Source organism: Desulfovibrio sp. SGI.102 (genome assembly GCF_050314315.1).
Taxonomy (GTDB): domain Bacteria; phylum Desulfobacterota; class Desulfovibrionia; order Desulfovibrionales; family Desulfovibrionaceae; genus Desulfovibrio.
This window is the reverse complement of sequence record NZ_JBNPNC010000009.1, coordinates 13,008-27,458: the sequence shown is the minus strand read 5'-3', so window position 1 is coordinate 27,458 and position 14,451 is coordinate 13,008. Positions and strand designations below refer to the sequence as shown.

10 protein-coding genes are annotated in these 14,451 nt (G+C 65.3%); 7 read left to right on the top strand and 3 right to left on the bottom strand.

What is annotated here, in order from left to right:
- Positions 1-69: 69 nt before the first annotated feature.
- Positions 70-1,350 (bottom strand): IMP cyclohydrolase, encoded by a 1,281-nt coding sequence (locus ACQRCJ_RS03665; RefSeq protein WP_278337909.1) that lies wholly within the window; start codon positions 1,348-1,350, stop codon positions 70-72.
- Between the two features lie 216 nt (positions 1,351-1,566).
- Between ACQRCJ_RS03665 and ACQRCJ_RS03660 the strand changes: the two genes are divergently transcribed.
- The 6 genes from ACQRCJ_RS03660 to ACQRCJ_RS03635 all read left to right on the top strand — a co-directional run bounded on the left by ACQRCJ_RS03660 (position 1,567) and on the right by ACQRCJ_RS03635 (position 10,327).
- Positions 1,567-1,929 (top strand): hypothetical protein, encoded by a 363-nt coding sequence (locus tag ACQRCJ_RS03660; protein WP_168934778.1) that lies wholly within the window; start codon positions 1,567-1,569, stop codon positions 1,927-1,929.
- 283 nt (positions 1,930-2,212) lie between these two features.
- Positions 2,213-3,691 (top strand): phosphotransferase, encoded by a 1,479-nt coding sequence (locus tag ACQRCJ_RS03655; RefSeq protein ID WP_168934777.1) that lies wholly within the window; start codon positions 2,213-2,215, stop codon positions 3,689-3,691.
- On the top strand, positions 3,688-5,022 hold the full coding sequence (locus ACQRCJ_RS03650; RefSeq protein WP_321032137.1) for a CDP-glycerol glycerophosphotransferase family protein: 1,335 nt from the start codon (positions 3,688-3,690) through the stop codon (positions 5,020-5,022). Before ACQRCJ_RS03655 ends, ACQRCJ_RS03650 begins: the two co-directional genes overlap by 4 nt.
- 36 nt (positions 5,023-5,058) lie before the next feature.
- Positions 5,059-7,599 carry a YidC/Oxa1 family membrane protein insertase gene (locus ACQRCJ_RS03645; protein ID WP_427799367.1) on the top strand — a complete coding sequence of 847 codons (2,541 nt, stop codon included), beginning with the start codon at positions 5,059-5,061 and terminating at the stop codon, positions 7,597-7,599.
- Positions 7,600-7,894: 295 nt separating this feature from the next.
- On the top strand, positions 7,895-9,172 hold the full coding sequence (locus tag ACQRCJ_RS03640; protein ID WP_168934774.1) for an adenylosuccinate synthase: 1,278 nt from the start codon (positions 7,895-7,897) through the stop codon (positions 9,170-9,172).
- Positions 9,173-9,433: 261 nt separating this feature from the next.
- A complete protein-coding gene (locus tag ACQRCJ_RS03635; RefSeq protein ID WP_427799366.1) occupies positions 9,434-10,327 on the top strand; it encodes a DNA polymerase III subunit delta' in 894 nt (297 codons plus the stop codon).
- 313 nt (positions 10,328-10,640) lie between these two features.
- On the opposite strand, the gene ACQRCJ_RS03630 is transcribed toward ACQRCJ_RS03635, so the two are convergent.
- On the bottom strand, positions 10,641-11,111 hold the full coding sequence (locus tag ACQRCJ_RS03630) for a hypothetical protein (protein WP_239465015.1): 471 nt from the start codon (positions 11,109-11,111) through the stop codon (positions 10,641-10,643).
- A 254-nt stretch (positions 11,112-11,365) separates the two neighbouring features.
- Here ACQRCJ_RS03630 and asnS point away from each other — a divergent pair, with 254 nt between their 5' ends.
- Positions 11,366-12,730: an asparagine--tRNA ligase gene (gene asnS, locus ACQRCJ_RS03625; protein ID WP_204625669.1), complete on the top strand. Its 1,365-nt coding sequence runs from the start codon at positions 11,366-11,368 to the stop codon at positions 12,728-12,730.
- A gap of 407 nt (positions 12,731-13,137) precedes the next feature.
- Here asnS and hemW read toward each other — a convergent pair whose 3' ends face one another.
- Positions 13,138-14,304: a radical SAM family heme chaperone HemW gene (hemW, locus tag ACQRCJ_RS03620; RefSeq protein ID WP_304023629.1), complete on the bottom strand. Its 1,167-nt coding sequence runs from the start codon at positions 14,302-14,304 to the stop codon at positions 13,138-13,140.
- Positions 14,305-14,451: the final 147 nt, after the last annotated feature.

The following is a 14,451-nucleotide window of genomic DNA, read 5'->3' as shown; positions in this document are numbered from 1 at the left end:
GGGAAGGCGGCAGGGCCGCGGATATGAAAAAAGGGCACGACACCGGCCGGTGTCGTGCCCTGCGGGAGACTAGTGCTTGAAGGAACGCTGACCGGTGAAGACCATGGCCACCTGCGGGCTGGCTTCGTTGCAGGCCGCGATGACTTCGGTGTCACGCATGGAGCCGCCGGGCTGGCCGATGGCGGTGACGCCCTGGGCCATGGCGGCGTCCACGCCGTCACGGAAGGGGAAGAAGCCGTCGGAGATCAGCACTGTGCCGGGCAGACCGCCGCGGGCTTCCTGGGTACGGGCCTGGATGTCGTCCAGAGCGGCTTTGAGGGCGGCGTCGGTGGCGGCCTTCTGCTTGAGCTCGTAGAAGGAGAGGTTGTGCTCGCGGAAGGCCAGGGTATCGGCGTACTTGGTGTAGGCCTTGTGGATGGCCAGTTCCACGCAGCCCACGCGGTCCTGTTCACCGGTGCCGATGGCCACGGTGGCGCCGTTGCGGGCAAAGATGACCGAGTTGGAGGTCACGCCGGCTTCCACGGCCCAGGCAAAGCGCAGGTCGGCCATTTCCTGGGCGTTGGGCTTGCGGGCGGTGACGGTGACGCCGTTCTTGTCCGTGGCTTCGGCGGGCAGGAAGTCGGCATCGGTGAGGATGCGGTTCACGAAAGATTTCTGCACCACGATGCCGCCGTCGGCCAGGCTCTTGATGTCCAGGAAGGCGGACTGCGTCAGTTCGTCCAGGCGGCCCAGGCCGGGCAGTTCCATGATGCGCAGGTTCTTGCGGCCCTTGAGGATCTCCACGGCGCCTTCTTCATAGGCAGGAGCGGCCACCACCTCGAAGTAGCTGGCGGCCACCATCTCGGCGGCCTCGCGGGTGAAGGGACGGTTGACCACCACCGCGCCGCCGAAAGCGGCGATGCGGTCGCACCAGAAGGCCTTGTCCAGGGCAGCGGCCACGCCGCCGTCGTCCCAGGCAGCGCCGCAGGGGTTGTTGTGCTTGAGGATGATGGCCGCGGGGCGCTCGCTGAGGTACTGCAGGATGTTGGCGCCGTTGTCCACGTCGGTGAGGTTGGTCTTGCCGGGATGCTTGCCGGCCTGGATCATCTGGGCTTCGGTCATGGCCGACACGATGCCCTGACCGGGGCCACGCCAGCGCAGGCCGCCGCAGGTGATGCCACCTTCACGCAGTTCATACAGGGCAGCGGGCTGGTCGGGGTTTTCGCCGTAGCGCAGACCTTTTTCCTCGTTGTCCAGGGTCCAGACGCGCTTGTGGTACACAAGCTTTTCGTCACCCAGCAAAATGGTCATGGTCTCGGGAAAAGCGTCCTTGTGGACTTTCTTGTACATGGCCTTCAGGTCGGTCGTCATGATGCCTCCAGGTATGCCTAGCAAAAAAGGTGAAAGCGCTTCGCGGCGCGGCAATGGTGTAGCACAAAACGCCCCTCTCCACCAGTGCGTCCCCCGGGGGGGGAGGAAGGCCCGCCGGCAGGGGCCTCCCCGGCTCGGAGGGGCGCCGGATTTGACGCAGGCCCGCAAATGGGCCATAACGACGGCGCGATATACGCGCTTCTGCCGGAGGAAACCATGGAAAAACTGCTCACCCGCCTTGCCCGCCAGCTGGACGCCCTCGACGAGGCGTCGCTCATGTCGCTGTGGAGCAAGTACGCCACCATCGCCAGCCGTTTCGAACCGACCCAGCGCTGGGAAGAGGCCGTCCTGGTCTTTTCCATGATCCAGGCCAAACGCTACAAGAACCAGCTGTTCAACTATTATTGGGCACAGCAGGCCCAGCCGCATGAAGACGGCCCCGCCCCCGCGGCCCAGCCCCTGGCCCCCGACTTCGACCTGATGCAGGGCCAGGCGGAAGCTCCCGCGCCGCACCACTGCCGCGTCCTTTCGTTCCGCCCCGCGCCGGGAGATACGGCCCCCTCCCGCAAGGACGACTGAGCCGGGCCCTTCCCGCGCTGCATCCCGCTCACAAAAAACTAACGCTTCGCCTTGTACAGCATGGGCCGGGCCGTCTTCCGCACCTCCCGGCCTGCCCCGTCCGGCGACAACCGCCAGACAGCCCTTGCCTTTTTTTGCGTGTCGTGAGAAACCTCCGCACCCCGGATACGGCATCCGGGATCGCGAACCCCGGGGGATAAGGTTTTCCTGCGCAAGCGCAGTCCCCCTCACCAGCATCGGGGATGTCCGTCACATCCCTGCACAACGCACAGGAGTGGTTCCCATGCGTGCCAACATTCTTTGTGCCGGCTTCGGGACGCGTCTGCGCCCCTTCACCTATCTGAAGCCCAAGCCCCTGCTCAACATCGGCGGATATCCGCTGGTGGAACGTACCATCCGCCAGCTCCATGCCGACGGCGTCACCGACATCGCCCTGGTGGTCGGTTACAAGCACGAATGCTTCAACTATCTTGTGGACAAATACGGCGTCCAGCTCATCATCTCGGCGCAGTATGCCACGGCCAACAACTATTCCTCCCTCCAGCTGGTGGCCCACCGCCTGGGCGACAGCCTGGTCATCGACGGTGACACCTACATCCGCCGTCCGGTGGTGCCCCTGGTGCGTCCCGGGGTCTCGCAGTTCATCTGCCAGCAGACCCAGCAGGGCCATGAATGGGAACTGATCACCGATGCCGACGACCGCGTGGTCTCCGTGCGCAAGGATTCGCCCTCGGGCTACTGCATGTCCGGCGTCTCCTACTGGACCGAGGAGGCCGCGGCCCTCATCCGCGAGGAACTGGACAGGAGCGGCCCGGACGACTACTGGGAAGACTCCGTCATCCGCATCCTGGACCGCGTGCCCGTCTACGCCACGCGGGTGAAGATGCTGCTCTGCGAGATCGACAGCCTGAGCGACGCCCTTTCCCTGGGCCTGCTGACGCCCGACGAACTGGCCGACCAGTGCTCCGAGACCCAGATGGCCGAAAAGCTCAAGGGCCTGACCAACGACACCTATCACATCCAGCTGGACGGCAAGGGCCTTGTGCTGCGCATCCCCGGCCAGGGCACCGACCAGATCATCGACCGCAGCGTGGAAGCGGCCATGCTGGAGATGGTGAAGGATCTGGACATCACGCCCGAGTGCCACTTCTACGCGGGCGGCATCAAGACCACGGACTTTCTGGAAGGCTACCGCATCCTGAACCACGACACCCTGGACCGGTTCGAGGTGCGCGGGGTGGTGGACATCATGCGCCGCCTGCATGACATCCGCATGCCCGAAGGCTTCCGCGAAAAGTACGGCCCCAGCGCCGTGCTCTCCGTGCTTTCCGAGGTCAAGCTCTACGAACGCCAGAGCGGCGTCAACCTGCTGGCCGACCATGAGCGCAGCCTGTTCTACGATTTTGCCCGCGAGATGGACAGCGACGAGAAGCGCTTCTGCCATCGCGACTTCGTGCTGGAGAACATCCTGCGCAAGGGCGACGACATCAAGCTCATCGACTTCGAGTACGCCTGCTTCTGCTCGCCCTACTGGGACTACGCCAGCTTCGTCACCGAGACCCGTCTTTCCGGCCCCCTGCTGGACGCCTTTATCGAAGCCAGCGGCGCTGACCGCACCCGTCTGCTCAAGGCCATGATCATCGTGGATTACATCTGGGGCCTGTGGGGCTTCTACCGCGAGTGCATCGACTACGGTCGTGGCCGCATCGCGGAAATGGACCGCAACCTGAAACTGCTGCAACGCGGAGAACAACTGGCATGAAGCACGGTTTTCTGATTTCCGTGGGCGCCTATCTGGGGCTCTGGCTGGTGCTGGAAGCCCTGTTCCCCGCGCCCTCCTACGCCTACCTCGACCCCGGCACGGGCAACGTGCTGGTCTACCTGGCCATCAGCCTGGTGGGGACGGTGCTCTATTTCGTCAAGAACATCGTCTACGCCATCATGGGCAGGGCCAAGGGTGAGCGCCGTCCCGAAAAGCAGCTGCACCACGAGCGCATCCTCATGTTCTCCGAAGGCCGCAGCTACTATTACACCTTCAAGCCCGTCATCGACGCCTTCCTGCGCCGCGGCGTGCCCTTCTCCTACATCACCATGGATGTGGAAGACCCGGCCCTGACCATCGAGAACGACCTCATGAACTCGCGCTACATCGGCACGGGTTCCGCGGCCTTTGCCCGCGCCGCCGGTCGCCGCGCCGACATCATGCTCTCCACCACGCCCAACATCGGCACGCCCGGCTTCCCCATGCCGCGTCCGCGCCGCGTGACCAACCTGGCCCATATCTGCCACGGCGTGGGCGACATCGCCATGTACCAGAAAGGCTCCCTGGACCATTACGACGCCGTCCTGATGGTGGGCGACTTCATGCTGCCCAGCATCCGCAAGGTGGAAGAGCTGCGCGGCCTGCCGCCCAAGGAATGCGTCTCCCTGGGCCTGCCCTATCTGGACGAGCTGGCCGCCAAAGCCCGCAAGAAGGAAGGCCGGAGCACCCCGCCCGTGGTGCTGGTGGCGCCCTCGTGGGGCAACAAGGGCTGCCTCAACATCTGCGGCCCCAACTTCCTGCTGGATCTGGCCAAGGCCGGCTATGACGTGATCCTGCGCCCGCATCCCCAGTCCCTCAAGGTGGAGACCGAGATGCTGGACACCATCCACGAGATGCTGCGCGACTACCCCAACGTCAGCTTCGATACCGAGATGGACGCCACCGCCTCCATGAGCCGGGCCGACGTCATGATCTCGGACAAGTCCTGCGTGCGCTTCGACTTCGCCTTCCTTTACGAGAAGCCCGTCATCACCCTGGACATCCCCGTGCGCAACCCCGAACTCTACGAGGTGGCGGACCTGGGCGTCATCTGGGAAGACACCGTGGCCGCCCGTCTGGGCGAAGTGGTCTCGCCCGAGGACTTCAACAACATCGTGCCCGTGGTGGAACGCGCCCTCAAGACGCCTTCCTCCGCCATCGCCGCCTTCCGCGAGGAATCCGTGGCCTGCTGGGGCCGGAGCGGTGAAGCCATCGCCCAGTGGACCGTGGACACCCTGGCCCGCATGGACGCCGAACACGCGGCCGAAGCTGCCGCCACCAAAACGAAATAGCACGGCCCTTGCCGGATATGCTTTCAAGGAAACGCCATGTCGCTTCTGTATGAAATATTCATCCTGCCCATCGAGATCATCTACCGGGCCATCTATCTCGGCAGCCTCCAGTTCACCCACAACTACGGCCTGAGCATCCTCGTCCTGTCCTGCATCAGCGCCGTGGCCTTCATCCCCCTGGGACGTCTGGCCGTGGGCACCCAGGCCCGGGAAAAGAAACTCCAGATGATCATGGCCCCGCAGCTGGCCCGCATCCGCAAGGAATCCAAGGGGGCCGAGCGCCAGCGCCGCATCAACAACCTCTACAAGCGCTACGCCTACCATCCGCTGCTGGCCGTCCGTTCGGCCTTCGGCGTGGCCCTGCAGATCCCCTTCCTGACCGGCGCGTACTACATGATCCTGGGGCTCACCCAGCTGCAGGGCCAGCCCTGCCTGATGATCCCCGACCTTTCGCAGCCCGACGGCCTGCTCTGGGGCGTCAACGCCCTGCCCATCGTCATGACCGTGGTCAACATCATCGCCACGCTGACCACCCCGGGCCTGACGCGCAAGGACACCCTGCAGGCCATCATCATCGCCTTCTTCTTCCTGGCGCTGCTGTACAGCGCGGCCTCGGCCCTGCTCATCTTCTGGACCATGAACAACGTCTTCTTCCTGCTCCAGAACCTGCGCCTGCCCATCCGCCTGCCCCGTTTCCGCAAGCCCGGCTTTGCCCAGGGCGGCATGAACACCGTCATGGCCGCCACCATGCGCTCGGTCTACAGCCTGTCCTGCGCCGGTCTGGCCATCCTGATCTTCCTGTACGTGCCCTTCCAGTCCTACGCCAGCGACCCCAACTTCTTCGCCGCCGGTCCCCTGGACGTGCTGCTGGGCATGGTGCGCTACCTTTCGCTGACCTTCTTCGTGGTCTTCGTGCTCTGGCTCTGGTTCCCGGCCAAGGCCAAGACCATCCCGGCCTTCGTGGCCTTCTGGGCCCTGAGCCTCGCCTTCGTGAACCTTTTCGTGCTGCCCGGCCACTTCGGCGCCCTGGACGGCATCCGCTTCCTGCGTGAGGCCGCCCTCACCGGCCCCATGAGCACCTTCAAGGACGGCCTGCTGCCCGTGCTGGTGGCCCTGGGCCTGACGGCCCTGCTGTTCGCCTTCCCCAAGGTGCGCCTGCAGCTGCCGCGCGTGCTCTCCATCGCCGTGTTCTCCCTGGTGGCCCTCACGGCCTGGAACGCCCTGACCGCCGAAGAGCCCGAACAGGCCAAGACCAGCTTCACCCCGCCCGCCTATGTGGCTGACATGCAGTCCTATTCCAAGGACGGCGAAAACGTCATCGTCATCGTCATGGACATGTTCACCGGCGGCCATATCGAACGGATGCTGGACGACCCCTGGTTCACCAACGGCTTCCGCAAGGGCATGGACGGCTTCGTCTGGTACCCCGACACCATCTCCATGGCCGACGCCACGGTCATGAGCCTGCCCAGCATCTACGGCGGCCACGCCTACAGCCCGGCGGCCGTCAACGCCCGCCGCGACGTGACCCTGGAAGAGAACATCAACAGCGCCTTTGCCGTGATGCCCCGCAACTTCGCGGCCCACGGCTACGACGTCTGCATGCTCAACGGCCTGGAGTTCTTCAACCAGGACTTCTACGAACGTCACCTCGGCAAGGTGGAGAACGTCACCACCGTGCCCCAGGTCAAGGACGACTTCCAGCTCAAGTACCACCAGGGCACCAGCCTGCGGGACTTCAGCAGCTTCTTCGCCATGCTGGGCCTGTTCCAGGCCTCGCCCAACATCATCAAGCAGAAGATCTACGACGACGGCAACTGGCATGACGCCGGCGACGGCATCCTGGTGGCCAGCATGGACGCCTGCCGCGCGGGCGACGCCTTCTTCCGCTTCGCCTTCACCTCGGGCATCACCACCGATGCCCCGCGCAGCACGGCCAAGGTCTTCTACACCATGCTGTCCCACTACATGTGGCACTACGCCCCCGACCTCAAGGACGGCCAGCCCGAGATCGTGGCCGACCCCTATCCGGCCACCGAGGGCCAGCTCTTCTTCGTCGACGGCCTGCTGCCCGAACACTACTACGCCGAACGCCACCTGCTGCGCTACCTGATGATCTTCTTCGACCAGCTCAAGGAAGCCGGCATCTACGACAACACGCGCATCATCCTGGTCTCCGACCACGGCGAAAGCGACAGCCCCATGGTGGAGCGTACCTACAATGACGGCAAGGAATTCCCCGACGGCACCGTCTTCCAGACCGCGCCCTACGCTCCCGGCCGTCCCCACGCCCTCCTGATGGTCAAGGAACCCCATCAGCGCGGCGAGCTGCGCATCAGCGATGCCTTCATGTCCAGCGCCGACGTGCCCACCCTGGCCCTGCAGGGCGTCGGCACCTCCGACGAGTTCGAGATGCGTGACCCGGCCGCCCTGCCCAAGCCGCGCATCCTCACCCATGCCCGCGGCGGCGCGCGCTGGAGCGAACACAAGGAGAACGCCTACATCTTCGAACAGTACCGCATGGAAGGCACCCTGTTCGATGCCTCCAAGTGCACGCGTGAAGGCGCCTACCAATAACGGTCCCGCTGCTCCGGCAGCGTCATGAAAGGGGGGAAGGAGCATCCCGGCAGGGATGTCCCTTCCCCCCTTTTTTCGCGGCCCCGCCCCTGCCGGGACACGGATCTCATAAAATTTTACCCATTTTTCTCCCCCGGTGGCCCCGGCATTTGACTTGTCCGCTGTTAGCGGCTAGAAAAAACTAAGGCATTGCGGCCAACGTTGTTCCCCTTAGTCGTCAGGCTACGGGGTTTTCGCGTGTGGACGACAAAACTTCAGCCTTGGCCCGCGCCATGCGGGCAGTGCAGGTGGATATATGGCAAATACGGTCATTATCGGCGCCCAGTGGGGCGACGAGGGCAAGGGAAAGATTGTGGACATGCTCAGCGCGCAGAGCGGGCTGATCGTGCGTTTCCAGGGCGGCAACAACGCCGGCCACACCATCAAGGTCCAGGGCAAGGAGACCATCCTGCACCTGATCCCCTCGGGCATCCTGCACGAGGGCAAAAACTGCCTGATCGGCAACGGTGTGGTGCTGGACCCCTTCGTCTTCCTCAAGGAAGTGGACGAACTGGCGGCCAAGGGCATCGACGTGTCCCCCAGCCGTCTGGGCATCAGCAAAAAGACCCACCTGATCATGCCCTACCACAAGAGCCTGGACAATGCCCGCGAAGCCAAGCGTGCCGGCAAGAAGATCGGCACCACCGGCCGCGGCATCGGCCCCTGCTATGAGGACAAGGCTTCCCGCGTGGGCCTGCGTGCCGGTGACCTCACCAACCCGCAGCTGGTGCGCGAAAAAGTGCATCACGCCCTGCTGGAAAAGAACGTCCTGCTGCGCGAGCTCTACAAGTACGACACCCTGGACGAGAACCAGGTCTGCGAAGAGCTGCTGGCCATCGCCCCGCGCATCACGCCCTATCTGAAGGACGCCTCCTCCGAGATCCAGAAGGCCCAGGCCGCCGGTCAGGACATCCTGTTCGAAGGCGCCCAGGGCATCCATCTGGACATCGACCACGGCACCTATCCCTTCGTGACCTCCTCCAGCACCGTGGCCAGCTCCGCCGCCGCCGGCAGCGGTGTGGGCCCCTCCGCCCTGGAACGCGTGGTGGGCATCGTCAAGGCCTACACCACCCGCGTGGGCTCCGGCCCCTTCCCCACCGAGCTGGAAGACGACACCGGCCGCTACATCCAGACCAACGGTCATGAGTTCGGCGCCACCACCGGCCGTCCGCGCCGCTGCGGCTGGCTGGACGTGGTCATCCTGCGCGAGACCGTGCGCCTGTGCGGCCTTACCGACATCGCCCTGACCAAGCTGGACGTGCTCCAGAACCTGCCCGCCCTGCAGATCTGCGTGGCTTACGAACTGGACGGCCAGCGTCTGGAATACCCCCCGCAGGAAGAAGGCGCCCTGGGCCGCGTGAAGCCCATCTATGAAGAAATGCCCGGCTTCGAGGACGACATCAGCCAGTGCACCAGCGTCGAGCAGCTGCCCGACAACGTGCGCGCCTACATCGCCCGCATCGAAGAACTCACCGGCGTGCGCGTCTCCTTCATCTCCGTGGGTGCCGACCGCGCCCAGACCATCGTCCGTTAAGCGTTCGCGCTTGAGATAGATCCTGCGAGGGGGGAGAGGGAAACCTTTTTGAAAAAAGGTTCTCCCTCTCCCCCCTCGCGCTCCCCCCTCTCTTTTCCAAAAACTTTTATCAGGGGGAGCTTGGACCATGACGGCCGGCGGCGTATGCCACCCTGTCCGGCCGGTCCTTTTCCTTCCAACCATCTTTGGTGGAGCCTGAGGCGCATCAGGGCAGCCCTGCCATGTGCGTGACCATCACGCTCCCGCACCGCGAGGGACGCCATGCCGCTTTTCCAGGACATCAGCACGCCGGACTTCGACCGCATCCGCGAGGTGCTCCACCGCCTGGCCGCCAACCCGCCGCAGGTCCTGCTGCTGGAAGGCGGCACCGAGCCCCAGCGCCTGGCCGCGGCCCGTTACTGGGCCGCCTGCGTCAACTGCCAGCAGCCGGGCGGCGAGGGCGGGCCCTGCCTCATCTGCCCCACCTGCATGCAGATCGATGCCGGTGAACATCTGGACGTGCTGGCCTACGACGGCCGCATCAGCAACGCCGACGACGAGGCCCATCCCGGCCCCATCCGCGCCCTGAACATGGACAACATCCGCGAGCTCAAGCAAAAGCTGCGCGACGCTCCCCACGGTCAGGGCCGCCGCGTGGTGCTGCTCATGGGCGTGGAACAGAACCGCAGCAATGCGGCCAATGCCCTGCTCAAGGCGCTGGAAGAACCCTCGCTCTCCTCCTGCTTCGTCCTGCTGGCCGCCCAGCGCGAACAGCTCCTGCCCACGCTGGTCTCGCGCTCCCTCTGCCTGACCCTGCCCTGGCCCGACAGCCTCTCCCGTGATCCGGCCCTCCAGCCCTGGGAAGAGGCCCTGGCCCTGTTCATCACCAGCGGTCGCGGCCTGTTCGAACGCACCGGCGCCCGCAACGCCCTGGACGCCCGTCTGGCCGGGCAGATACTGCTGGCCTGCCAGAAATCCATGAGCCGGGTCATGTCCGGCAATGACGACGCCCTCTGCCCCCTGGACACGGCCCTGGCCCTGCTGCCCCGCGAGAAGCGCGTCCAGTGCTGCTTCTGGTTCAACGAGGCGCAGGAGGCCCTGGGCTTCAACGTCACGCCCGCCCGCGTGCTGGAGGCCCTGGCCGCCCGCCTGCACGTCACCCGCATGGGGAACTGACCTTTTTCCCCTCCGCTTCCTGCGTCTGTCCCGGTCTGCCCCATGACGGCACGGCCGTTTGCAGCTCCCCCGACCGCCCGTCATGACGGATATCCGCGTCCTGTGCGGAGCACGGGACGCCATGAGCGCGTTTTGGGGAGGAAGGGGGAGCACGAGGGGGAAGGAGGCCCTTTTGTCGCGCCAGCCCAAAGGGCCTCCTTTCCCCTCGTCAACACATCTTCCCGCGTACAATGTCCTGCCATGCAAAAAGCCGCCGTCCCCAAGGGGACAGCGGCTTTTTCAACAGCGCAGAGCGACCTTTTCCCAGAAAAAACTACTTCCAGAGGTTGCTGTACTTGACCGAGAGACCGTCGGTGCGCTCCACCAGCCGGTTGACCAGGGCGTCGATTTCCTCATAGGTCAGGGTGCCCACTTCGCGGGCCAGCAGATAGCCCAGGTAGCCTTCGCCCTGGGTGAAGGTCCAGCAGATGGAGTACACGGAGCCCACGCCCGGACGGCCGGGGAATTCGGACTGCGTGCTCACCAGCAGGCGCATCTTGGGCATGTCCTTGTCCGTGAGGCTGAAGAGGTTGCTGCCGTTGAAGGCTTCCTTGAGGCGCATGCCCAGGCGGGCACCGATGCTGTCCGTCCCTTCCAGCTCCACCCAGACGGGCGTGCTGCGGGCATCGACTTTGGCGGGCTTGTCGGCCTTGGGCGCTCCGGCCTGGGGGGTGGCCGCCTGGATCACGGGGGCCGTCAGGGCCAGCATCAGGACGCACAGGGCCAGCGTGGCGATCTTTTTCATGTCCGAGTCTCCTTGTTTCATGACTGCCGGGGATGGAGGGCAGTCCCATCCCTCCATCTAAGCACGTTCCCGCCCAAAAACCAAGCTCCATCCCCCGGCGCCGCCCCGGCTCCCGGCCTTGAAGGGCGCCGTCTTTGCCGTTATAGTAACGTGTTGGGGTGCGTTCCGCTCACAGGACCGCTCCCCCTGTCCCGAACATACGGCAAGAGCCTTATCCATACACATTCTACCTTTTTGCGACACAAGGAGTCGTCATGCAACGCACCCTTATCGTCAATGCCCTGGCCTCCGAGGCCCCGCAGCGCCAGATCACCGTCTGCGGCTGGATCCGCACCCGCCGCGATGCCAAGGACTTCAGCTTCGTGGAGATCAACGACGGTTCCTGCCTGACCAACATGCAGTGCATCGTGGATGCGGGCACCGCCGCCCACGAAGGCCTGGGCGATGCCAACACCGGCGCTTCCGTGGCCGTCACCGGCGAGCTGGTGGCCTCCCCCGGCAAGGGACAGAAGTGGGAAGTGCGTGCCGAGAGCATCCGCGTGTTCGGCCTGGCCGATCCCGAATCCTTCCCTCTGCAGAAGAAGCGCCACTCCGACGAGTTCCTGCGCGGCATCGCCCACCTGCGCATGCGCACCAACAAGTACGGCGCGGCCTTCCGCATCCGCTCCGAAGCGGCGCGCGCCGTGCATGACTACTTCCACAGCCAGCACTTTTCCTGGGTGCATACGCCCATCCTCACCGGTTCCGACTGCGAGGGCGCGGGCGAGATGTTCCGCGTGACCGCCCTGCCCGCCGGTGAAAAGGATCTTTCCAAGGACTTCTTCGGCCGTCAGGCCAACCTGACCGTGTCCGGCCAGCTGGAAGCCGAAGCCCTGGCCCTGGGCCTGGGCCGCGTCTACACCTTCGGCCCCACCTTCCGCGCCGAGAACTCCAACACCCCGCGCCACGCCGCCGAGTTCTGGATGATCGAGCCCGAGATGGCCTTTGCCGAACTGGAAGACATCATGGAGCTGGGCGAAGGCCTGACCCGCCATGTGGTGGACCATGCCCTGACCCGCTGCGAGAGCGACCTCAAACTCTTCGACAACTTCGTGGACAAGGGCCTCATCGACCGCCTGAAGGGCATGCTGGCCCAGCCCTTTGCCCGCGTGTCCTACCGGGAAGCCATCCACATCCTGGAAGACAGCGGCAAGGAGTTCACCTTCCCCGTGGCCTTCGGCGTGGACCTGCAGACCGAGCACGAGCGCTTCCTGGCCGAAGAACACTTCCGCCGTCCCGTCATCGTCTATGACTATCCCAAGGAGATCAAAGCCTTCTACATGCGCGGCAATGACGACGGCGAGACCGTGGCGGCCATGGACGTGCTGGTGCCCCGCATCGGCGAGCTCATCGGCGGTTCCCAGCGTGAAGAGCGCCTGGACAAGCTGCTGGCCCGCATCGCCGAGATGGGCCAGAAGCCCGAGGACTACTGGTGGTATCTGGATCTGCGCCGCTTCGGCAGCGTGCCCCACGCCGGTTTCGGCATGGGCTTCGAACGCCTGCTGATGATGCTCACCGGCATCACCAACATCCGCGACGTCATCCCCTTCCCCCGCACTCCCGGCAGCCTGGAATTCTAGGCAAGGGCCCTGCGGCGGCAGGCATGGTTTGAGGGGAGCCCCCTCAAACTCCCTCTCTCCAGCGCACTTTCGCCGGGAGGGACGTGTCCCCCGCCATCCTGATGGCGCCCGGGTCCACAGCATTGCAACACCTAAAAACGGCCGGCATCCTGCAAAGGATGCCGGCCGTTTTTATCGGGACGATGTCTGCCTTCGACGCTATCTGCAGCTTATTTTAGAAACATCCCGCCCCGCCTCCACCCGCCAAACCTTTCGGGAGACCAACGTCAACGGCTGCCCGGGGCGCTCCCGGCATCGTCCAGAGACCGGAGCAAAGGTTTTGGGAAGGGAGAGGGGAGCACGAGGGGAGAGGGAGCACCCTTTTCCAAAAGGGTGTCCCTCTCCCCTCGCCCGCCCAACAGATCTCTTTACATCCCCAGCTCGTCCAGACGCTCGAACAGATCGGCCACTACGGCATTGGAGACCAGCAGGCCCTGCGGCGTGAGCGCCAGCCTGTCCCCGTCCAGACGGGCCAGACCGGCGGCGACCAATTCGCGGCACCAGCCGCCGTGGTCGGCCATGAAATCCCGGCCGCTGAGAGACCTGTACTCCGCCAGCCCGAAGCCCGCGCAGGTACGCAGGGAAAGCATGAGCCGCTCCTCCAGCCGGATGCGCGGCGTGATGGCCTCGGCATCATGGTCGGGACGTCCGGCGTCGATGTCGGCCTGCCAGCGCGCCTGATCGGGCGTATCGGTCCAGCGGCGGCCCTCCAGGGTGGACGTGGCCGCCGGGCCCAGGCCCAGATAGTCGGCACCCGTCCAGTAGCCCATATTATGGCGGCTGAAAAAGCCGGGGCGGGCGTAGTTGGAGATCTCGTACTGTTCCAGGCCGTGCGCGGCCAGCAGGCGGATGCCTTCCAGATACATGCGTTCCTGCTCGTCATCTTCGGGCAGGGAAAGACGCCCGGCGCTCCAGTCGCGTTCCAGCGGCGTGCCTTCTTCCAGGGTCAGGCCATAGGCCGAGACATGCTCCGGCTCCAGGGCAAGGGCGTCTTCCAGCGTGGCCAGCCAGTGGGCCGCCTCCTGTCCCGGCAGGCCCCACATGAGGTCCAGCCCCAGATTGCGGCAGCCCGCGGCCCGCAGATGCTCCACGGCCCGCAGCACGTCGGCGCGCCGGTGCGGCCGCCCCAGCAGGGAAAGGAAACTGTCGTCCATGCTCTGCACGCCCATGGAGATGCGGTTGATGCCCGCGGCCAGATAGGCGTCCACGGCCCGGCGGGCCAGCAGGGATTCGGGATTGGCCTCCATGCTGATCTCGGCCCCGGCCGCCAGATGGAAATGCCGGTCGATGCGCTCCAGCACGGCGGCCTGGAAATCGGGCGGCAGCAGGCTGGGCGTACCGCCGCCGAAAAAGACGCTCTCCACCGGCCGCCTGCCCAGACGCGCGGCCCAAAGATCCAGCTCGCGCAGCAGGCTGTCCCGGTAGGCCGCCACCCGGGGCGAACTGTCGGGCGAGGCAGGGCCCAGCGGCAGGGAGTGGAAGGCGCAGTAGCGGCAGCGGGAGCGGCAGAACGGGACGTGGATGTAGACGAGCATGGCGGAAAGCGACGCGGATGGGCAGGGATGACGGCACAGGCCGGAGAGGAAAGGGCCCCGGGACGGCAAAGCGCCTCGCGGCTTGGCAAAAACGACGGCACAGCGTATATTCTGCTCCTCGCGATGGCAACCCGCCGTCGCCGTCCC

What these genes read in the sequence shown, in the direction of transcription:
- ACQRCJ_RS03640 (WP_168934774.1), top strand. Translation starts at nt 7,895, where the DNA reads ATGGCAAATACGGTCATTATCGGCGCCCAGTGGGGCGACGAGGGCAAG.
- ACQRCJ_RS03635 (WP_427799366.1), top strand. Translation starts at nt 9,434, where the DNA reads ATGCCGCTTTTCCAGGACATCAGCACGCCGGACTTCGACCGCATCCGC.
- ACQRCJ_RS03630 (WP_239465015.1), bottom strand. Translation starts at nt 11,111, where the DNA reads ATGAAAAAGATCGCCACGCTGGCCCTGTGCGTCCTGATGCTGGCCCTG.
- ACQRCJ_RS03650 (WP_321032137.1), top strand. Translation starts at nt 3,688, where the DNA reads ATGAAGCACGGTTTTCTGATTTCCGTGGGCGCCTATCTGGGGCTCTGG.
- ACQRCJ_RS03665 (WP_278337909.1), bottom strand. Translation starts at nt 1,350, where the DNA reads ATGACGACCGACCTGAAGGCCATGTACAAGAAAGTCCACAAGGACGCT.
- hemW (WP_304023629.1), bottom strand. Translation starts at nt 14,304, where the DNA reads ATGCTCGTCTACATCCACGTCCCGTTCTGCCGCTCCCGCTGCCGCTAC.
- ACQRCJ_RS03645 (WP_427799367.1), top strand. Translation starts at nt 5,059, where the DNA reads ATGTCGCTTCTGTATGAAATATTCATCCTGCCCATCGAGATCATCTAC.
- ACQRCJ_RS03655 (WP_168934777.1), top strand. Translation starts at nt 2,213, where the DNA reads ATGCGTGCCAACATTCTTTGTGCCGGCTTCGGGACGCGTCTGCGCCCC.
- ACQRCJ_RS03660 (WP_168934778.1), top strand. Translation starts at nt 1,567, where the DNA reads ATGGAAAAACTGCTCACCCGCCTTGCCCGCCAGCTGGACGCCCTCGAC.
- asnS (WP_204625669.1), top strand. Translation starts at nt 11,366, where the DNA reads ATGCAACGCACCCTTATCGTCAATGCCCTGGCCTCCGAGGCCCCGCAG.